Raw genomic sequence first — 20,603 nt, 5'->3', positions numbered from 1 at the left:
CTCTGACCCGATCACATATGAAACCACAAGTGACAGCAGCATGACACCACATCCGTCCCCACAGCAAGGGCCGCGCGGTTCAGCCAAGGCTTGCCAAAGTGAACCGCTCCAGGACGTCCTCGACCGAGGCCCCGATCAGCGCCAGACAATCAGGGTCCGAGAAGCGATGATCCGCCCCTTTGACCAGCGTCAACCGCATATCCGGCCCCGAGGCATGGTCCAAAAGCCGCAAGGCCACCGACATATCCACATCTGAGTCGCGGGTGCCTTGCAGAAATCGAACAGGAAAGGGCAAATGCAGCGGGCTGCGCAGAACGAGATTGTCGCGCCCCTCCTCAATCAGGCGCCGCGTGATAACATAGGGCTCGCCATATTCCGAAGGCAGCGCCACCTGACCGTCCTCCAGCAGCATCCGCCGCTGCGCGGCATCGAATCCCGCCCACATTCCGTCCTCGGTAAAATCCGGCGCGGCGGCAATGGTCACCAATCCCGCGACCCGCTCCGGCATCGCCCGCGCCAGCAACAGAGATATCCAGCCGCCCATTGATGACCCTACAAGGATCTGTGGCCCGTGCGTCAGCCCGTCAAGGACAGCCCGCGCATCCGCCGCCCAATCGCCAATCGCCCCCGCCTCGAATGCACCATAGGATTGGCCATGCCCAGAGTAGTCAAACCGCAAAAACGCCCGACCGCTCGCCCGGGCCCACGCCTCAAGCCAGAGCGCCTTGGTTCCCTCCATATCCGACTTGAACCCACCTAGAAAAACAACGCCAGGACCCTGTCCGGTGCTCTGATGATAGGCCAACCGGCGGCCACTCTCGGTGGTTAGAAAATCGGGATCGGCCATGCTGCTCTCCATCCATACCAGGTTGCGATCATGCACCGCGCCGAGAGGCCCGGCAAATCGGTTTTGACCTAATCGGCAACCTCTCGCAAAGTTAGCGCCAATAGCCCACCCATCGCAGCCATGCCCGCAAATCCCGCCAACGCCAGCACTGGCCCGGCAATCGCCAAAGCCCCACCAACGCCCCCTGCCACCAGCAGCAAGACGCCGATCGCAGTATTTGCCAGCGCCGCATTCGGCCCGCGGCGGTTCTCTTCAGAGATATCCACCAGATAGACCGACCGCGCCTGCCGGATACCGTGGTAGGCAAGCATGAGGCCAAACAGGATCGTCGGGATCACCCCCGGTGACTGTGCAACGCCCAATCCCACCGCCCCAATCGCTGCAACCATCGCCAGCGCCGAGAGAGCGCCTGCCAGCGCAAGAACCCTTGGACTGTTGTGATCCGCCATTCGCCCCCAGACAAAGGAACTCAAGAGCGACGCCCCGGACGAGGCCAGCACAAGCGCACCCAGCGTCCCCAACGCGCCGCCGTCCTGCGCCGTCAACATCACCATATAGGGTGGGGCCAGCGCCGCGCTGACCAATAGGCCGCGCACCAGCACAAAACGTCGCAGATTGGCATCCTCACGCAAGATCTTGAGGTAGCGCTGCCCAATCCCTTCGACGGTCTGCGGTGTGCTACTCTTCTCGGAGAGCCCGGCAAGCACCAGTGCCGCCAGCCCCCAACACAGCCCCGCCACCCCGACCGCACCGATCACTGCTGCCTGACCGTGCAAGCCCCCCGTCAACATCAGCACCGCAAAGACCAACACACCCGCCGCCGAGAGCGACCCTGCCAGACCTGTCACCCCACCGCGCCGCGTTTGCGCAACAGTCTTGCCCAGAATATCTTTGTAAGAGACAGAGCAAGCTGACCGCGCCACTGCGAGCACGGCCAGCAATCCGCAAATCACCAGCCCGGCTTGCCAGCCCTCTAGAACCAACGCCACAACCGCAATCAACGCCGCTGCCACGCCCTGTACAGCACTGCCCACAACCCACATCCAGCGCCGGTGCGGCATCCGACCGAGCCAGCCCCCGAGCAAAAGCTGTGGTAAAAGCGCGCCCGCCTCACGGATCGGGACCAACATGCCCGCGTAGGCGGCAGGCGCACCCAAGGCGCCCAGGAGCCAACTCAGCACCAGCTTGGGGTCAAGCAACCCATCCGCCAGCTTGCTGAGGCTCAGCGCTCCGATATGCAAACGTGCCGCTCTCTGGTCCTCTTTGGACCAGCCGCCAGAGTGATCCTCTGCGATCAGGAATCTAACAAAAGAAGGCAAGCCGCCGGATCAACCGCCAATATACGCCCCGCGGCGCGGGCGGTAGAACACTTTCTGATTGTGCAGGCGTCCGAGGAGTTCATCAACCTTGCGCAGCGCTTCCTCGGGATGTTCAAAACCGTCAACCAGCGCGTATGATCGTCCCGACAAATCCGCCTTCGTCTGACGGAGGGCGGTTTCAATCAGGTCCATATCCTCGACCGACAACTCAAACTTTGAATTATAGCTCGACATGTACAGCCCTCGCTTGTTTCCGACGAACGAATATCGCACGCCCCATATGCGGCATTATGGGACTCAAATACGACCTGTCCACCAATTTTCATCGTTGAGAGGTCAACATGTCGTCGTATGCGTTCGCATGCTGCTTTCACTCTCAGCCGCAGCACCCTTGACCTTGTCCGCACGAAGAGGCATTTGGGGTGCGATATACCCGCAACCGGGCGTTCCGTGGGCGCCAAACCGACGAGGAGCCAAGAAGATGGCCCAGATTTCCCTCACCTTTCCCGATGGCAATGCGCGCGAGTATAACGCGGGCGTAACCCCCGCCGAAGTGGCCGCAAGCATTTCGCCGTCGCTGGCCAAACGCGCGATTTCCGCCCATGTGGATGGCGCGCATTGGGACCTGCAATGGCCCATCGACCGCGACGCGGCCATCAGCATCAACACGATCAAGGATGACGCGCCCGCGCTCGAACTCATCCGCCATGATCTTGCGCATATCATGGCCCGCGCCGTTCAGGAAATCTGGCCCGATGTTAAGGTCACGATCGGCCCGGTCATCTCGAATGGCTGGTACTATGATTTCGACCGCGCCGCCCCCTTCACCCCCGAAGATCTTGGCCTCATCGAGAAAAAGATGAAAGAGATCATCAACCTGCGTGATCCCGTGCGCACCGAAATCTGGGACCGCGACCGCGCAATCCAGCATTACCGCGACACAGGCGAGCCCTACAAGATCGAGCTGATCGAGGCCATTCCCGGTTCTGAGCCGTTGCGCATGTATTGGCACGGCGCGTGGCAGGATCTCTGCCGGGGTCCGCATCTGCAAAATACCGGTCAGGTGCCCGCCGACGCCTTTAAACTGATGAGCGTGGCCGGGGCATACTGGCGCGGCGACAGCACGCGGCCCATGCTGCAACGCATCTATGGTGTCGCGTTCCAGAACCGCGACGCGCTCAAGGATTACCTCACCTTTCTCGAAGAGGCCGACCGCCGCGACCACCGCAAATTGGGCCGCGAAATGGACCTCTTTCACATGCAGGAAGAGGCCCCCGGTCAGGTCTTTTGGCACCCGAACGGCTGGACCGTCTACACCACGCTTCAGGATTACATGCGCCGCCAGCAACGTCGCGGCGGCTATGTCGAGGTGAACACGCCCCAAGTGGTCGACCGCAAGCTGTGGGAGGCCTCGGGTCACTGGGAAAAATATCAGGAAAACATGTTCATCGTCGAAGTCGATGAGGAACACGCCCGCGAAAAGGCCGTCAACGCACTCAAGCCGATGAACTGCCCCTGCCACGTGCAGATTTTCAATCAGGGTCTGAAATCCTACCGCGACCTGCCGCTGCGCATGGCCGAGTTTGGGTCGTGCAACCGCTATGAACCCTCGGGCGCGCTGCATGGCATCATGCGCGTGCGCGGCTTTACACAGGATGACGCGCATATCTTCTGCACCGAGGATCAGATCGAATCGGAAACAGCGCGATTCATCGCCTTTCTATCGGGTATCTATACCGATCTGGGCTTTCCCAATTTCGAGGTTCTGTTCTCCACCCGCCCCGACGTGCGCGCCGGGTCAGACGAGGTTTGGGACAAGGCCGAAGCCGCGCTTCTGTCGGCCACCCGCGCCGCAGGCATCGAACCCAAGGTGAACCCCGGCGAAGGCGCATTCTACGGCCCGAAACTGGAATTCACCCTGACCGACGCCATCGGGCGCAAATGGCAATGCGGCACGCATCAGGTGGATTTCGTTCTGCCCGAACGTCTGGATGCAAATTACATCGGCACCGATGGGTCGAAACACCGCCCCGTGATGCTGCACCGTGCGGTTCTGGGCAGCTTTGAGCGCTTCATCGGCATCCTGATCGAAGAGCACGCCGGGCGTCTGCCCTTCTGGCTGGCCCCCCGTCAGGTGGTGGTCGCTTCCATCGTGTCGGATGCGGACGACTACGTTACAAAAGTCGCCCGAAATCTTACAGACCTTAACATCCGCGCCGAGGCCGATACCCGCAACGAAAAGATCAATTACAAGGTCCGCGAGCATTCGGTGGGCAAGGTTCCGGTGATCCTCGCCTGTGGTCCGCGCGAGGTCGAAGATGGCACCGTATCCCTGCGCCGCTTGGGCGAAAAAGACAGCCGCATTGTGCCCTTGGATCAAGTCATGGCAGAGCTTGCACGCGAGGCGACACCGCCAGACCTATTGTAATTACAGGGAAAATTCAGTTCTGTGCGGGATCAGAGGCCACCCGCACAAGGCGGGTGAGGCTGCCAAGGCTCTCGCGTTGGCGGCCCTCAGCGTCAAAATTCGCAGGGTCCAGCCAGAATGAAAACGCCTCTTTCAGCGCGGGCCATTCGGCGTCAATCGCGGCAAACCAAGCCGTGTCGCGATTGCGCCCCTTGACGACCGTCGCCTGCCGGAAAATCCCCTCGTAACTCAATCCCAACCGCTGCGCCGCCCGTCGCGACGGCATGTTGAGCGCGTCGCATTTCCACTCGAACCGGCGATAGCCCGCCTCAAAAGCCCATTGAATCAAAAGGAAAATCGCCTCTGTCGCGGCACGCGTGCGCTGCAGGGACGGGGCAAAATTGATATGCCCCACCTCGATTGAACCCGATTGCGGCGTGATCCGCAGATAGCTTGCCACGCCTCCCAATTGCCCGCTGTCGAGGTCGGTAATGGCATAAAACAGCGGATCGCTCCCCACCGCCACATCTCGAGCCCACCGATGCAACTGCGCCGAAGACGAGAAGGGCCCATAAGGCAGGTAATCCCAAATCGCATCATCGACCGAAAACGCGCGGTGCAAATCCGCTGCATGTCGGTCCGCATCCAGCCGGTCAAGCCGAACATATCGCCCGACCAGCGACCCACCATCCGGCGCGGGCGGCGGGGTCCAATTTACCAGCTTTGGCCCAACTGGCCGATTTTGCGTCATTTTTAGAGGCCTTGCATATTTCCTTGGCGCGACATTGCATGAATATCGCGCCAAGGGAAAGCCATGCTTACTCCTGCGGAATGACGCGCAGGCCGAGCTCCATCAACTGATCGCTCGTTGGGTCCGACGGCGCATTCATCATCAGATCCTCGGCCCGCTGGTTCATCGGGAACATGATGACCTCACGGATATTCGACGTGCCCGCCAAGAGCATCACGATCCGGTCGATCCCCGCCGCACATCCACCATGCGGTGGCGCGCCGTATTGGAAGGCATTGACCATGCCGCCAAAGCGCTTGCGAACCTCGTCTTCGCCATAACCAGCCAGCTCGAAGGCCTTGATCATAATATCAAGTTTGTGATTACGGATCGCGCCCGACACCAGCTCATAGCCGTTGCAGGCGAGATCATATTGATAGCCCAAAACCTTGAGTGGATCGCCGTCGAGGGCCGCGCGCCCGCCTTGCGGCATGGAAAACGGATTGTGGCTGAAATCGACCTTGCCGGTCGTCTCGTCCCTTTCATACATCGGAAAATCGACGATCCAGGCAAAAGCGAAACGGTTCTGATCCGTCAGCCCCAACTCGTCGCCAATCACCGTGCGCGCCTTGCCCGCCACCCGCTCGAACGCTTGCGGCTTGCCGCCAAGGAAGAACGCGGCATCGCCGACGCCAAGGCCAAGCTGCTGGCGAATGGCCTCGGTCCGCTCGGGACCGATGTTCTTGGCGAGGGGGCCTGCGGCTTCATGCGAGCCGAAGTATGCTTGGAACAAGAATTCTGCCGTCTCGACATCGCGTTTTGCATGCGCTTCGCGGATACGTTCCAGCGCTTCTCGTTCGTTCTCAGCCACAACTTCTGGATCTTGAATTTCCTCAAGGGTCAACTCAAGGACGTCAGCCAGACGGTTGAGATGCTTGGCTTTGTCCCGCCAGAAGATATACCCCATCCCCGGCAGGCCTTCTTTTTGGGCAAAGGCGTTCATGCGGTCGCAGAACTTGCGCGAGCCACCTTTGGGCGCGGGAATGGCGCGGATTTCGGTGCCGTCTTGTTCCAGCAACTTGGCGAAGATGGCAAAGCCGGAACCGCGGAAATGATCAGAGACGTCCTGCATCTTGATCGGGTTGCGCAGGTCAGGCTTGTCGGTGCCATACCAGAGCGCGGAGTCGGCATAGGAAATCTGCGGCCAGTCGGTATCGACTTTTGCGCCTCCGCCAAACTCCTCGAACACACCCTGAATGACCGGCTGAATCGTGTCGAACACGTCCTGCTGCTCAACAAAGCTCATTTCGAGGTCAAGCTGGTAGAAATCGGTGGGCGAGCGGTCGGCGCGCGGATCTTCATCGCGGAAACAGGGGGCAATTTGGAAATACTTGTCGAACCCCGAAACCATGATGAGCTGTTTGAACTGCTGCGGTGCCTGCGGCAGGGCATAGAACTTGCCCGGATGCAGGCGGCTAGGCACCAGAAAGTCGCGCGCGCCCTCGGGGCTGCTTGCCGTGATGATCGGGGTCTGAAATTCACGGAATCCCCGATCCCACATCCGCCGCCGCATCGCGGCCACCACATCCGAACGCAGCACCATATTGCGCTGCATCGCCTCGCGACGCAGGTCAAGATAGCGGTAGCGAAGGCGGGTTTCCTCGGGGTATTCCTGATCGCCGAACACCTGAAGCGGCAGTTCGTTTGACGCCCCTAGCACCTCAAGCTCGCGCACAAAGACCTCGATCTCACCCGTGGGAATTTTGGAGTTTATCAATCCCTCGTCGCGCGCCTTTACCACCCCGTCGATTCGGATGCAGAATTCGCTGCGCAACTTCTCGACTCGCGCGAAAGCAGGGCTGTCCGGGTCGCAGATCAATTGTGTCACGCCATAGTGATCGCGCAGGTCGATAAACAAAACTCCTCCGTGATCGCGGATGCGGTGCACCCAACCGGCAAGACGGACGTCTCCGCCAACATCCGATTTTGTCAGATCTGCGCAGGAATGGCTGCGATATGCGTGCATGTTGGCTCTCCGGTCCCGGGTCTGGGGTATTGTCTTGGGTTCGGGCCGATACACCTTGGCGGGGCGGCAAAGTCAAGGGCGTGGGGCGGGCTGCGGTCGCAAAACCGTTTACAGGCAAGGCGTTTTAGGTAAAAATACCTGCCACAAGAGCAGGCAAGCCCAGGAAACAGGGGCGAAAGGACCGGTTTGGTACGCCGTTGAAATGCGCCAGTGTTGGCGCGAGGAAATGGGGTGTGACATGTGGACCAAAGCTCTTGACGGGTTGTTGACCCATCTTTTCAAACAGGGACGTCTGAACGTGACTTACCCCGATGGGATCACGCGGCCGTACGGCTCTGGCGCGGGCGGCCAGGAAGTGACGGTCACGCTGCATGACCCAACCCTGCCCCGGCGTATTGTTCTGTCGCCCGATATGGCCGCAGGCGAGGGTTACATGGATGGCACGCTGACCATTGAGGGCGATGATCTCTTCGGCTTTCTCAGCCTTGCGATGACGAATATTACGTCACAGGGACAGCCATGGTTTCGCCGCCCGCTAGAGGCTCTGCGCTGGTTCAAGCGGCGTCTGGATCAGTTCAACCCGGCGGGACGGTCCCGCGCCAACGTGGCGCATCACTATGATCTTTCAGGCGAGCTTTATGACCTCTTTCTTGACGCCGACCGGCAATATTCCTGCGCCTATTTCGCCCGTCCCGATATGACACTGGAAGAGGCGCAGGCTGCCAAGAAAGCGCATATCGCGGCGAAACTCTTGATCGAGCCCGGCATGCGCGTGCTTGATATCGGTTGTGGCTGGGGCGGCATGGGCCTGACGCTGGCACGGGATTTCGGCGCACAGGTGACGGGCGTGACCCTGTCGAAAGAACAACACGGTATTGCCAATCAAAGAGCCGAAAAGGCGGGACTTGCGGACCGGGTGCGGTTTCACCTGATGGACTACCGCGACGTGAAAGGACAGTTTGACCGCATCGTATCGGTCGGGATGTTCGAGCACGTTGGCGTGCCACAGTACGACGCCTATTTCGCGACGGTCGAGCGCTTGTTGGCGCCGGATGGGATCGCACTTATCCATACCATCGGGCGCGCGGGACCGCCGGGAGCAACGAGCCCATGGATCACCAAATACATCTTTCCGGGTGGCTATTGCCCGGCCATGTCAGAGGCCGTGGCTGCCGTCGAGCGGCACAAACTCGTCACGACCGATGTAGAGGTTTGGCGTCTGCATTATGCCGAAACGTTACGCCGCTGGCGGAACCGTTTCGAGGACAATATCGACAAGGTGCGCACGCTCTATGATGAGCGGTTTTGCAGGATGTGGCGGTATTATCTCATTGCCAGCGAACTTACTTTTCGCCTCAACAATCAGGTTGTTTTCCAGTTTCAGCTGACGCCCAAACAGGATGCCGTACCCCTCACGCGGGACTATCTCTATTGCGACAAGAGCGCGAGCCTGCGCCACGCCGCCGAATAGGCGGCCTGTCAGGCCGGCACCTTGGCCAGAGCCCGCGCAAATCGCGCCTTCCAGAGTGCTTCTTCGTATTCGCCCGCTGCCGTACTGTCATAGACCACACCGCCGCCCACATTCAAAGTGGCGCGCCCGTTTTCAACCATCAGGGTGCGAATGCCCACGTTGAACTCGGCGCGCCCATCAGGGGCAGCCCAGCCGATGGAACCGCAATAAATATCACGGGCGTGCTGCTCCAACTCTGCCAATATCTGCATGGCCCGCAATTTCGGCGCGCCGGTGATAGACCCACAAGGAAAGAGCGCGCGCAGGATATCCGACAGGCCCGTGCCGGGAATAAGATCTGCGGTGATGAGTGACGTCATCTGGTGCAGGGTCTCATAGGTCTCGACCGAGAAAAGCTCGGGCACGCGAACGGAGCCTGGAACGCTCACGCGGCTGATGTCATTGCGCAAAAGATCAACGATCATCAGGTTCTCGGCGCGGTTCTTGGCATCGGATTGCAGGAAAAAGCGCCGCCGCGAATCCTCTGCCGCATCCGCGCTGCGGGGCTGCGTGCCCTTCATGGGCCGGGTTTCGATCCGCCCATCGGCATGGGTACGAAAGAACAACTCGGGCGAGCGGGACAGGATCGCAGGCTGGCCCGCCGCCTCGATCAACGCGCCATAGCGCACTGGCTGGATGGCGCAGAGAGCCGCATAGAGCGCCTGCGGCGTCCCTTGGGCGGTCATGCGCAGCGGAAAGGTCAGATTCGCCTGATAGATATCGCCCGCGCAGATATAGTCATGCACAGCCTCAAAGGCCCGTGAATAGCGCGCCTGATCCCAGTCCGGCACCATATCACCGAATGCAGCCGGACCTGCCCTGAGTGGCGCGGCGGAACCGGGCGCGGCATAGGTCCCGAACTGCAAGAGAGGCAAGCGGCGACGCGCGGGCATGTAAGGCGCCAGCCGTGGCTCGAGCGCATGACCCAGTTCGTAGCTCGCAAATCCAGCCAGCCAATAGCCCTCGGCCCGCGCCGCATCGAGTGCCGCAAGTGCGCCGGGCACCTCTTCGGGCGTATGGGCCACGATCAGGCGCTCGGCCTGCGCGAACAGGCTGGCCTCCTCATCAGGACCATGATCGAAACGAATCTGCACAGCGCATCCTCTTGGCACGTGTTCCGTATTTAGGCCTGCCATCCACAAAGCACACTCTTAAATGCGTCGGTTTGGGCCAGTTTTGCGGTCGGATGCACCCTTGACAGCGCACCAAGGTCGGGAAACGCTGGATCACGGCATTTGTGAGGGGGGCGGCGGGCATGCAACGGTGGATTGGGGGCTTGTTCACTCTCTGGCTCATGGCCTCACCGGCGCAGGCGGGGCAAGTGTCGATCGGGTTCGAGGGGCCGGGCGAGGGGCCGGCCCCGACTGAAATGCCCGAGGACGGATACCGCGTTGTCACCCGCGACATGATGATCTCCTCTCCTGCAAAGTCCGGCAACGGCACCGATGGGCCCAACGAAATCGAGAGCGCGATGAACACGCGCGGCGCGGTTGCGATTCTGCGGGTGGCCCCCTTTACCTTTGTTTCGCTGGATTGGCAGACCGAAACCGGCGCGCCACAAGTCGTGGTCGAGGGATATCTTGGCGAGCAGCTGGTGGCGCGGGATCGGTTTGTCGCGCGCGGGTTGCATGATGTGTTCACAACTCACATGGCGAACACGCTGACAGGCCAGGTGATCGACCGCCTGATCCTCTATCCGCAGCGCGATGGCAGCGGCATGGGTGCGCTCGACCGGGTCATTCTGGAAGATGCGGCTGAGTTGCCGGAAACCTCTTGAACCCGGCGCGGGTTTGGCCCTTGCACACCAGCCTGTGATGGCTATAACCCCACCAATTTGCGCAGGTGGGCCAGCCCCGCCTGCCCTTCCAGCTGCCCGGGGACCGATATGCCGAAAAGAACCGATATTTCATCCATCATGATCATCGGAGCGGGGCCAATCATCATCGGACAAGCCTGCGAATTCGACTACTCCGGCGCTCAGGCCTGCAAGGCGCTGCGCGAAGAAGGATACCGCGTCATTCTGGTGAATTCCAACCCGGCCACGATCATGACCGATCCGGAACTGGCCGACGCGACCTATATTGAGCCGATCACCCCTGAGGTGGTGGCCCGGATCATCGAAAAGGAACGCCCGGACGCCCTTTTGCCCACGATGGGTGGTCAGACCGGACTGAATACCGCCCTCGCGGTCGACGACATGGGCGTGCTCAAGAAATTCGGCGTGGAACTGATCGGCGCCAATCGCCAAGCGATTGAAATGGCTGAAGACCGCAAACTCTTTCGTGAGGCGATGGATCGTTTGGGAATCGAGAACCCCAAGGCTACAATCGCCAACAACATGGATGAATGCATGGCGGCGATCGATTATGTGGGCCTGCCCGCGATCATCCGCCCGGCCTTTACACTTGGCGGCACCGGCGGAGGCGTGGCCTATAATCGCGACGATTACATCCATTTTTGCAAAACCGGCCTTGATGCCTCGCCCGTAAGCCAGATCCTGATCGACGAGAGCCTATTGGGCTGGAAAGAATTCGAGATGGAGGTTGTCCGTGACAAAGCGGACAATGCGATCATTGTCTGCGCCATCGAGAACGTCGATCCGATGGGGGTGCACACCGGCGATTCGATCACTGTTGCCCCGGCGCTGACCTTGACCGACAAAGAGTATCAGATCATGCGCAATGGCTCGATTGCCGTTCTGCGCGAGATCGGCGTCGAGACCGGTGGCTCGAACGTACAATGGGCCATCAATCCTGCCGACGGTCGTATGGTTGTGATCGAGATGAACCCGCGCGTATCGCGCTCTTCGGCGTTGGCCTCCAAGGCTACGGGATTCCCGATTGCCAAAATCGCAGCCAAGCTGGCGGTGGGCTACACGCTCGATGAGTTGGACAACGACATCACCAGGGTGACGCCCGCCAGTTTTGAGCCGACGATAGATTATGTCGTGACCAAGATCCCACGCTTTGCATTCGAGAAGTTTCCGGGTGCGAAACCGCACCTGACGACCGCGATGAAATCCGTGGGCGAAGCAATGGCAATCGGCCGAACCATCCACGAGAGTCTGCAAAAGGCATTGGCGTCCATGGAAACCGGCCTCACAGGGTTTGACGAGGTCATCATCGAAGGTGCTCCGGACAAGGCTGCTGTGATCCGTGCCTTGTCCGTGGCCACGCCGGACCGGATGCGCACGATTGCGCAGGCCATGCGCCACGGTCTGAGCGACGACGAGATCAACGCAGCCACCGCATTCGATCCGTGGTTCATTGCCCGTATACGCGAGATCGTAGATGCCGAAGAGCGCATTCGCCACGAAGGCCTGCCCATGACAGAGAATGCTCTGCGGCGGCTCAAGATGCTGGGTTTCAGCGATGCCCGTCTGGCCAAGCTGACAGGACGCGATGAAGGTCAGGTGCGGCGCGCGCGCGTCAATCTGGGGGTGCGGGCCGTGTTCAAGCGGATCGACACTTGCGCCGCAGAGTTCGAAGCGCAAACGCCCTACATGTACTCTACCTACGAAGCACCGATGATGGGCGAGGTTGAATGCGAGGCACGCCCCTCTAACGCCAAAAAAGTCGTCATTCTGGGTGGCGGTCCGAACCGGATCGGTCAGGGGATCGAATTCGACTACTGCTGTTGCCATGCCTGTTTCTCACTGTCCAAGGCCGGGTATGAGACGATCATGATCAACTGCAACCCCGAGACTGTGTCGACAGATTACGACACCTCGGACCGCCTCTACTTTGAGCCATTGACCTTTGAGCATGTGATGGAAATCCTGAGCAAAGAGCAGGAGAACGGCACATTGCACGGGGTCATCGTGCAGTTCGGCGGACAAACGCCGCTCAAACTCGCCCGCGCGCTCGAAGCCGAGGGGATTCCGATCCTTGGCACAACACCCGACGCAATTGATCTGGCCGAGGACCGCGAGCGGTTTCAGGCGCTCGTGACCAAACTGGGGCTGAAGCAGCCGCACAACGGCATCGCCAGCACCGACGCACAGGCGCTTGCGATTGCAGAGGAAATTGGATTTCCGCTGGTCATCCGACCATCCTACGTCCTTGGCGGCCGCGCTATGGAAATCGTGCGTGATATGGGCCATCTGGAGCGCTACATCTCAGAGGCCGTCGTCGTCTCTGGAGACAGCCCCGTTTTGCTCGACAGTTATCTCTCGGGCGCGATTGAATGCGACGTGGACGCGCTCTGCGATGGCACCCGCGTGCATGTGGCGGGCATCATGCAGCATATCGAAGAGGCGGGCGTGCATTCCGGCGATTCCGCCTGTTCGCTACCGCCCTACTCCATGAGCGACGCAACCATCGCCGAGATCAAGAAACAGACCGAAGCCTTGGCGCTCGCGCTCAATGTCGTTGGTCTGATGAACGTGCAATTCGCGGTCAAGGGCGACGACATTTACCTGATCGAGGTGAACCCCCGCGCCAGCCGCACCGTGCCCTTCGTTGCCAAAGCAACCGACAGCGCCATTGCCTCCATCGCGGCGCGCCTGATGGCCGGAGAGACGCTGGACGCCTTCCCGTACCGCGGCCCCTACCCCAAGGATACCAAGCCCGGCACCCTGCCGATGGCCGATCAGATGACACTGGCTGATCCCAACATGCCGTGGTTTTCGGTCAAGGAAGCGGTGCTACCTTTTGCCCGCTTCCCCGGCGTCGATACCATCCTTGGGCCCGAAATGCGCTCGACCGGCGAGGTGATGGGCTGGGATGTGTCTTTCCCGCGCGCCTTCCTCAAGGCGCAGATGGGCGCAGGTGTGGACCTGCCCGATACCGGGCGGGTGTTCATATCCATCAAGGATATGGACAAACAACCGCAGATGATCGAGGCGGCGCAGGTCTTGGTCGATCTCGGGTTCGATATCGTAGCGACGCGCGGCACTGCATCGTTCCTGTCAGAGGCAGGCATCACATGCGAGGTGGTGAACAAGGTCTATGAAGGCCGCCCCAACATCGTTGACATGCTGAAGGACGGGCAAATCGCGCTGGTCATGAACACCACCGAAGGCACCCAAGCGGTTGAGGACAGTCGCGAAATCCGCTCGGTCGCGCTCTATGACAAGATACCTTATTACACAACCATGGCAGGCTCCCACGCAGCTGCACTGGCGATCAAGGCGAGAGAAGAGGGCGAACTGACGGTTTTGCCTTTGCAGGGCAGCAAAGCCTGAACTCTTCGTTTCGGGAAACCGATGAAACGGCTCACCAGTGGTGGGCCGTTTTTCATTTTATCCCGTCACGTAGCGCCGGTCATATTAGTGTATATACATTGTATAGGCCCTTTGGTAGCAATTGAGGAAGTGGGAGACATTCGGATGCCAGACGGATCAAGGGCCAAGAAAGACCGCAAAGACAGTCAGTTGATTATCCGGATCAAAGGGAGTGATCGCGATAACTTTGTCGCTCTTTGCGAGACGCTCGATACCAGTGCAGCACGGGAAATCCGTGCCTTTATAAAGGACTTTGTGAGATCACATGGAGCAATCACTTTTGCAGTTGAGACCTCAAACATAAGCTCCGAAGAGAAACCTGATCTGACACAAAAGAAGCAAAAATCAAAGCGCCTGAAAAAACAGAAATGACCGGCGGTGCAGGTCATGCGCACCCATTACACTCAAACACACCTCAAACATTCTTCAACAGACAACCTCCAGTCGACAGGACAAAGAACATGTCAAACTTGAACGATATTCCCGGCATTGGCCCCGCCATTGCGACAGGTCTCGCCAAAATCGGAATTGCCACCACCAAACAATTGAGCGACTCCGATGTTCCAACCCTGAGCCAAGTGCGCGGCATCTCGGAAGCGCGTGCAGCAGATTTCATCGCAGGAGCCAAGAAACTCTCTGCCTCACCAGAGCGAACGAAAGACAGCCCCTCCAAAGCCTCAAAGAAGACCAAGCTGAAAGCCGCTGAGAAATCAAAACCCTCGAAGGACAAGGTAAAGTCGAAAAAAGCCTCCAAGGCGAAAAAGAAGAACTCCAAGGCTGCTGAGGGCCAAAAATCCAAAAAAGACAAAGTGAAGAAGGCGAAGAAACCAGATCCTGAGAAAAAAGCCGAAAAAAAATCAAAAAAGAAGAAATAGTATCATCCTCGTCGGCCCGGTGGATCAAACGGCAAGAACTCGACCGCCGATTGTTTGACGGGAGCGGGGTAAAGTTTCATCAAGTCTAGAATCTCGGGGGGCAGACCTACAGTAATCGGCAACCCCAATTCAGCTGCCTCAGTGGCTGTGAGAGCATAGTCATGCGTCCATGTCCCGGACGCCAGCGTCTCCGCCAATTGCTCGGCCTTTGCCTGCTCAAGGCGCGGAGTCATCAGCTCGACGGCACCGCGCTTGACCTGGCGAATGGCCTTGTCGCTGACATCCGCGAGAACGAGAGCAATATCCGAGACATGTTCAACGGGTTTGGAGTCTCGAGCAGCGACGATTGATGCGGCGGAGATCCCCATGATCTGCGGGTCAATCGGCCCCAACATCGAAAACTCACCCATCACAATTTCATCGGCGGCAAGTGCAATAAGCGTGCCGCCCGACATTGCATAGATCGGCACAAATATGGTCACCTTTGCAGGATGCGCCTCGACCGCGCGTGCAATCTGCATCGCGGCAAGGACCAGCCCCCCAGGCGTGTGGAGAACGAGATCAATCGGTGTGTCACGGGGCGTCGCCTTGATGGCGGAAATGATGGATTGCGCGTCCTCCAATCCAATCATGTTTGTCATGTTGAACCCAAACAGGCTCCGCTTTTCCTGCCGATGTATCATCGTGATCACGCGGCTTTTGCGCCGCCGCTCGATCGCGCGAATTGCCTGTTCCCGACGAAACGCAAACACTCGGCCTGTCAACAAAGGCTGCAACATCAGGACGAGAAATCCCAGAAGAATTAAATTGGAGACGGAAAACTCCATAATCGGTGGCTCCTGTGGTTTAGAAGTGGCACAAGTGACCTAGGGCGACTGTTGCAGGCTGAGGCAATGTTGTGAATTGAAAATTCAGCGCCGATGGGGCAAATATCCCTGCACGACAAAGGCCCGAGACAGGGCAGAGCAAAAAAAGCATGAGGCACGAGCAATGATGCGATGGGTGATGTTAAGCGCACTACTGGCACTGGCGGGCTGCGGGGGGTCAGATGGCTTTCGCGGCGATACGCGCCGCACGCCGATGGCGACCGGCCCGCTCAATACAGCCTGCATGCAATCCGACCGCAAGGCGCGGTCCCCTGCACTCTGCGGCTGCATTCAGGCGGTTGCGAATGAAACACTGAGTGGGTCACAACAACGACGTGCTGTCCGTTTCTACCGCGATCCTCAGGCGGCGCAGGATGTTCGCCAATCCAAACGATCTGGCGACGAACGGTTTTGGGAGGCCTATAGTTCCTATGCTCAGCGCGCTGAACAGGTCTGTCGCTGAGATAGCAGATCGCCAAGACGTCTAAGATCAAATAGGAATTGAGAACGAACCTGTGCAATCAGGCGTCATGGCGCCATTGCTTAGCATACTGCCACTCCACCTTCTTGCCGGCTGACCTTTTTGAACCCATCCCGATCTGTTCTGTTCAGGCCTTGAGCCGATATCCCGTCGCCAACATACGCCAGGCAATCAGGCAGATCACCAGAGTAGCGCCGGTGCCCACGGCGAGCCCAAGAATAGGGTCGCTGTCCGACACGCCAATCACACCATAGCGAGCCCCGTCGATCAGATAGAAAATCGGGTTGAAATGGGTGATCGTGTAGAGCACCGGTGGCAACGCTTCGACCGAGTAAAACGTGCCCGACAGAAACGCCAAGGGCGTCACGATAAAATTGGTTATTGCTGCCATCTGGTCAAATTTGTTGGCAAATATCCCAGCGACAATACCAATCCCGCTCAGAAAGCCAGCGCCGAGCAGGACGAAACAAAGTGCCCAAAGCGGGTGCGCTAACCGGATCCCGAGAAAAACCCATAGTCCAAGCCAGATTGCAACTGCAACAAGCAGGCCCCGACCGACACCACCCGCCAGATAGCCGAGCACCAGCTCTCCTGCCGAGAGGGGCGGCATGAGCGTGTCAACAATATTGCCCTGAACCTTGGAGATAACGATTGACGAAGAGGTGTTCGCGAAAGCGTTCTGAATGACCGTCATCATAAGGATACCCGGCGCAATGAAGGTGGTAAACGGCACGCCCATCACATCACCGCGCGCAGGCCCGATGGCAATGCTGAAAATCAACAGAAATAGACCGGCGGTGACCAGCGGGGCCATGATGGTCTGGGTCCAGACCGCCATGAAACGACGCATTTCTCGCTCTGCAAGGGTCGCCAAGCCCAGCCAGTTGACACGGCCAAATCGCCGCGCTCCCATAGTTGCAGGTGAAGGCATACCACCACGTTCTGCGTGATCTGACATGTGCCGCTCCTTATGTCCGTCGTTTCGCGCTGATTTTCGGAAGTTTCTCCGGCATCCAGCCGTCTGCCCGCGATTCGATGCCTTGTAACTCACACGTCAGTGACTAGAATAGAGCCTTGATCAGATTTACAAGGCGGCGGGCCCGGGGCCCGGTCCGCCTTTTGACCGAAGGAAACCCCGATGTCCTGGAATGACGAACGCGTTGAATTGCTGAAGAAGATGTGGGGCGAGGGTCAATCCGCAAGCCAAATCGCCAAGGAGTTGGGTGGCGTAACCCGCAACGCAGTCATTGGTAAGGTGCATCGCCTTGGACTGTCAAACCGCAATGGCACAGGCTCAACCGGGACTGCGACGCCCAGTACTCCGGATCCAAAAACCAAACCCACGGCAGCAAAAGCCGCCGAGGCACCACAACCGAAGCCCACGCCAAAACCCTCAGTCAAGGCGGATGCCAGACCGGAGCCCGTCAACGATCCAGCCCCGGTGGCACCTATCAGCCGGATCAAAGCGATTATCCCGGCAGGCCAACCCCTTCCGCCGCAACCATCAGCCAATGAGATCGACCCGGAAGCCCTGGCGAAAGTGAGCGAGATTGAGAAGAAAGCCAAGAAACTGACCCTGATGGAGCTGACCGAACGCACCTGCAAATGGCCCGTGGGCGATCCCGCGACGCCTGATTTCTGGTTTTGTGGCCTTCCGGTGCAATCCGGCAAACCATATTGTGAAGCACATGTTGGTGTCGCGTTCCAGCCCATGAGCAGCCGTCGCGATCGCAAACGCTAACTCTGTATGAACACCCGACAGTGTCTCAACCGCCCCTTAGGCGAGCACAAGCGCTGTGGGGTGCCGCCGACCTGAGGTCCCTCACCGTATCAACGTCTCGCAAGGGATCAAGGAACCCAATGCGTGCGCCGCGCAAAGTGGCGACTGTGTCCTCTAGCGCATGTTCAGTCGACCAGCGCACACCTTGAAAGAGCGCGGTGGAGATACCGCTCGACCGCTTTAGCCCGACCAGCCAGTACCCACCGTCGAGTGCGGGGCCGAGAACAGCGTCATTTGGCCCAAGCGACGCAAAGGCCTTGGCGATGTGGCGTCGGCTGATGCCTGGGATATCCGCGCCTATGATACACACCGGTCCGGGCGGCATCCCGCGCAAGAGGCGTCCCATTCGGTCCCCTAGATCACCCGGCCCCTGCGGCACGCGAGCCAGATGCGGGGGCCAGACACGGCTCTGCAAACCAGCACTGTCGGGCGAAACCGCAAGGACCACCTGCCAGCGAGGATCTTCGACTGCGCGCAAAAGCCTCTTCACTTGGTGCCGGAACCACCACGCTGCGGCGACCATCCCGATATCTCTTCCCAGCCGGCTCTTGACCCGACCGGGGCGAGGCTCCTTGACCATGACGACAAGGTATTTGCGCATCGTGACCAGATTAGGCAAAATAATCGCTCAGAATGCGCGCATAAATCGCCTTGAGTTGGTGGATCTGTGCCACCTCAACCCGCTCATCCACTTGGTGCATCGTCTGCCCAACAAGGCCGAACTCTACCACTGGGCAATGATCTTTGACAAACCGCGCATCCGACGTGCCGCCAGTCGTCGATAGCACAGGCTTTACGCCGGTCTCCGCCTCAACCGCACGCGTGACCAGATCAGAGAGAGGTCCAGGCGGCGTCAGAAAACTCTCTCCAGAGACCTTGACACGCATCTCACCAGCGACACCAAACTCATCGCTAACGCCGTTCAACTCGGCTTGCATCCAGCTGATCAGATCGCTGCTGTGATGGGCGTCGTTGAACCGGATATTGACCGTCGCGCGGGTCTGCGCGGGGATTACATTGGTCGCGGGATTGCCGGTGTCGATGGTCACGACCGCAAGGGTCGAGGGATCGAAATGCACCGTCCCCTCGTCCAACCGGTGCGAGGCGAGCCGGTCCATCAACCGCGCCATGGCAGGCAGCGGATTCTTGGCTCGGTGCGGATAGGCAGAATGCCCCTGTACGCCGGTCAACGTGAACCACGCGGACAGCGACCCGCGCCGTCCGATCTTGATCATCTCGCCCATGCGCTCGGGGCAAGTGGGCTCTCCGACAAGACAGGCCGTCATGCGCTCATCGTTTGCCGCCATCCAGTCCAGAAGTGCCACCGTTCCGTCTATTGCATCGCCCTCTTCATCGCCTGTGATTGTTATGATTATTGCCCCTTCGGGCGGTGCGCCGCGCACCATATCAACTGCCGCCGCGACAAAGGCTGCCACAGCAGACTTCATATCCGTGGCCCCACGTCCCCAAAGCAGGCCAGCCTTCTCAACTCCGCCAAACGGCGGGACGCTCCACGCGTCGACGTCCCCTACCGGCACGACATCCGTGTGACCATTAAAGCCGAATGCGCGCGCGGCACCCTTCTCTCCCCATCGTGCAAAGAGATTGGCAATACCGCCACGATCCACCCTAACACAGGTGAAACCAGCGCCGCTCAGAACTTGCTCCAGCAATTGCAAAGCTCCTCCCTCCTCGGGCGTGACAGAGGCACAGCGAATGAGGTCGGCAGTCAGTCGGGCAGCATCAAGCGGGGGAAAAGGCATGTATCACATCCTGTCAATCGGGTTTGGCAGCAGGCCTAGCGCGGATCGTAATCGAGCGCAAACCGCAGGGCTGACAGAGCGCGCGCGCAACACATAGGCCGGTTGGTGTGCCCTTCAGCGATTAAACCTTAACAACCGCGAATTAATTTGCTATCCGAAAGGATATAAAAACACCCGAGGCAGGGCAAACATACCACGTCAGGGCCGCTAGATCCGAAAAGGACAGATTGGCCCGCGACATTCGAGCAGCAAGGCGCAGTCCAGGCAATCGACACGCGCGTTTGCATCCCGGATCGGGCAGTCCAAGTGACTGCGCGTGTCAATGAGTGCGCTGCCTCCAAAGCGGGGGCAGGCAAGACGATGGTTGCAGGCGTAGAAATTCCAATCAACCTGAACGCATCTGCGATTCAGATGGCACAGACTATTTTTGGGGACGGCGTTCAAGTGATCGGCGCCTCCTATACCGGGGACCGAGATTCATCGGGCATATACAGCAACGGTAACGCCATATCACCCGGAGTCGTCCCAAGCGATACCGGCGTCATGTTCTCAACTGGCGATTTGCGCAGTTTCACCAATAACAACTTTTTTCAATCGAACCTGAGCGCCAACACGACCACGACGTCTAGTGGACCAAATGGGGTCGCGACGTTCAATGCCGCCGCAGGCGCTCAGACATATGTCAACGGCGGAGTAAAATTCGGCCATTGTGGCGGAGCAAAAGTCGGCCAGTTTGGGGCGAGCGCCTTGGAGCGTGCGGCCCTCATATAGCAAG

Annotated in this window: 19 protein-coding genes; 9 read left to right on the top strand and 10 right to left on the bottom strand. The window is 59.2% G+C overall.

All coding sequences use genetic code 11. From position 1 onward, the window contains the following. Positions 1 to 79: 79 nt before the first annotated feature. The 3 genes from ACSSVY_RS02555 to ACSSVY_RS02545 all read right to left on the bottom strand — a co-directional run bounded on the left by ACSSVY_RS02555 (position 80) and on the right by ACSSVY_RS02545 (position 2,358). Positions 80 to 847, bottom strand: coding sequence for an alpha/beta fold hydrolase (locus ACSSVY_RS02555; protein ID WP_454267857.1), 768 nt, complete (start codon positions 845 to 847; stop codon positions 80 to 82). A gap of 68 nt (positions 848 to 915) precedes the next feature. Next, the gene (locus ACSSVY_RS02550; RefSeq protein WP_454267856.1) at positions 916 to 2,088 is read right to left on the bottom strand and encodes an MFS transporter; all 1,173 of its coding nucleotides are present in this window, start codon (positions 2,086 to 2,088) and stop codon (positions 916 to 918) included. Positions 2,089 to 2,175: 87 nt separating this feature from the next. Beyond that, complete coding sequence (locus tag ACSSVY_RS02545; RefSeq protein ID WP_454267854.1) at positions 2,176 to 2,358, bottom strand: hypothetical protein; 183 nt, start codon at positions 2,356 to 2,358, stop codon at positions 2,176 to 2,178. Positions 2,359 to 2,647: 289 nt separating this feature from the next. Between ACSSVY_RS02545 and thrS the strand changes: the two genes are divergently transcribed. Then, positions 2,648 to 4,594 (top strand): threonine--tRNA ligase, encoded by a 1,947-nt coding sequence (thrS, locus tag ACSSVY_RS02540; protein ID WP_454267853.1) that lies wholly within the window; start codon positions 2,648 to 2,650, stop codon positions 4,592 to 4,594. 13 nt (positions 4,595 to 4,607) lie between these two features. Here thrS and ACSSVY_RS02535 read toward each other — a convergent pair whose 3' ends face one another. Both ACSSVY_RS02535 and aspS read right to left on the bottom strand, forming a co-directional pair. After that, complete coding sequence (locus tag ACSSVY_RS02535; RefSeq protein ID WP_454267852.1) at positions 4,608 to 5,324, bottom strand: GNAT family N-acetyltransferase; 717 nt, start codon at positions 5,322 to 5,324, stop codon at positions 4,608 to 4,610. 67 nt (positions 5,325 to 5,391) lie between these two features. Then, a complete protein-coding gene (aspS, locus tag ACSSVY_RS02530) occupies positions 5,392 to 7,329 on the bottom strand; it encodes an aspartate--tRNA ligase (protein ID WP_454267851.1) in 1,938 nt (645 codons plus the stop codon). A gap of 238 nt (positions 7,330 to 7,567) precedes the next feature. Here aspS and ACSSVY_RS02525 point away from each other — a divergent pair, with 238 nt between their 5' ends. Then, positions 7,568 to 8,800 (top strand): class I SAM-dependent methyltransferase, encoded by a 1,233-nt coding sequence (locus ACSSVY_RS02525; RefSeq protein WP_454267849.1) that lies wholly within the window; start codon positions 7,568 to 7,570, stop codon positions 8,798 to 8,800. 8 nt (positions 8,801 to 8,808) lie between these two features. On the opposite strand, the gene ACSSVY_RS02520 is transcribed toward ACSSVY_RS02525, so the two are convergent. After that, on the bottom strand, positions 8,809 to 9,933 hold the full coding sequence (locus tag ACSSVY_RS02520) for an aminodeoxychorismate synthase component I (RefSeq protein ID WP_454267848.1): 1,125 nt from the start codon (positions 9,931 to 9,933) through the stop codon (positions 8,809 to 8,811). Between the two features lie 161 nt (positions 9,934 to 10,094). Between ACSSVY_RS02520 and ACSSVY_RS02515 the strand changes: the two genes are divergently transcribed. The 4 genes from ACSSVY_RS02515 to ACSSVY_RS02500 all read left to right on the top strand — a co-directional run bounded on the left by ACSSVY_RS02515 (position 10,095) and on the right by ACSSVY_RS02500 (position 14,938). After that, the gene (locus ACSSVY_RS02515; RefSeq protein WP_454267847.1) at positions 10,095 to 10,616 is read left to right on the top strand and encodes a hypothetical protein; all 522 of its coding nucleotides are present in this window, start codon (positions 10,095 to 10,097) and stop codon (positions 10,614 to 10,616) included. A gap of 108 nt (positions 10,617 to 10,724) precedes the next feature. Further along, the gene (gene carB, locus ACSSVY_RS02510) at positions 10,725 to 14,024 is read left to right on the top strand and encodes a carbamoyl-phosphate synthase large subunit (RefSeq protein WP_454267845.1); all 3,300 of its coding nucleotides are present in this window, start codon (positions 10,725 to 10,727) and stop codon (positions 14,022 to 14,024) included. A gap of 21 nt (positions 14,025 to 14,045) precedes the next feature. Then, positions 14,046 to 14,435, top strand: a complete 390-nt coding sequence (locus ACSSVY_RS02505; protein WP_454267844.1) for a hypothetical protein — start codon at positions 14,046 to 14,048, stop codon at positions 14,433 to 14,435. Positions 14,436 to 14,524: 89 nt separating this feature from the next. Further along, entirely contained in the window at positions 14,525 to 14,938 is a 414-nt protein-coding gene (locus ACSSVY_RS02500) for a helix-hairpin-helix domain-containing protein (protein WP_454267843.1), read from the top strand. Between the two features lie 2 nt (positions 14,939 to 14,940). On the opposite strand, the gene ACSSVY_RS02495 is transcribed toward ACSSVY_RS02500, so the two are convergent. Next, entirely contained in the window at positions 14,941 to 15,765 is an 825-nt protein-coding gene (locus ACSSVY_RS02495) for an SDH family Clp fold serine proteinase (protein ID WP_454267841.1), read from the bottom strand. A 178-nt stretch (positions 15,766 to 15,943) separates the two neighbouring features. Between ACSSVY_RS02495 and ACSSVY_RS02490 the strand changes: the two genes are divergently transcribed. Then, entirely contained in the window at positions 15,944 to 16,267 is a 324-nt protein-coding gene (locus ACSSVY_RS02490) for a hypothetical protein (RefSeq protein WP_454267839.1), read from the top strand. Between the two features lie 145 nt (positions 16,268 to 16,412). Here ACSSVY_RS02490 and ACSSVY_RS02485 read toward each other — a convergent pair whose 3' ends face one another. Then, positions 16,413 to 17,198, bottom strand: a complete 786-nt coding sequence (locus tag ACSSVY_RS02485; protein WP_454268223.1) for an ABC transporter permease — start codon at positions 17,196 to 17,198, stop codon at positions 16,413 to 16,415. 225 nt (positions 17,199 to 17,423) lie between these two features. Between ACSSVY_RS02485 and ACSSVY_RS02480 the strand changes: the two genes are divergently transcribed. Continuing rightward, the gene (locus ACSSVY_RS02480; protein ID WP_454267838.1) at positions 17,424 to 18,026 is read left to right on the top strand and encodes a GcrA family cell cycle regulator; all 603 of its coding nucleotides are present in this window, start codon (positions 17,424 to 17,426) and stop codon (positions 18,024 to 18,026) included. Between the two features lie 25 nt (positions 18,027 to 18,051). Here the strand turns inward: ACSSVY_RS02480 and ACSSVY_RS02475 are convergent, their stop codons facing one another. Together ACSSVY_RS02475 and dapE are read right to left on the bottom strand one after the other, a co-directional pair. Beyond that, positions 18,052 to 18,666 (bottom strand): TIGR04282 family arsenosugar biosynthesis glycosyltransferase, encoded by a 615-nt coding sequence (locus ACSSVY_RS02475; RefSeq protein ID WP_454267837.1) that lies wholly within the window; start codon positions 18,664 to 18,666, stop codon positions 18,052 to 18,054. A gap of 10 nt (positions 18,667 to 18,676) precedes the next feature. After that, positions 18,677 to 19,828, bottom strand: coding sequence for a succinyl-diaminopimelate desuccinylase (gene dapE / locus ACSSVY_RS02470; protein ID WP_454267836.1), 1,152 nt, complete (start codon positions 19,826 to 19,828; stop codon positions 18,677 to 18,679). Between the two features lie 411 nt (positions 19,829 to 20,239). On the opposite strand from dapE, the gene ACSSVY_RS02465 reads away from it, so the two are divergent. Continuing rightward, a complete protein-coding gene (locus ACSSVY_RS02465; protein WP_454267835.1) occupies positions 20,240 to 20,599 on the top strand; it encodes a choice-of-anchor L domain-containing protein in 360 nt (119 codons plus the stop codon). Positions 20,600 to 20,603: the final 4 nt, after the last annotated feature.

Source organism: Roseovarius sp. MBR-51 (genome assembly GCF_053628575.1).
Note: the sequence above shows the minus strand (reverse complement) of the source record. Positions and strands in the feature narration are given on the sequence as shown.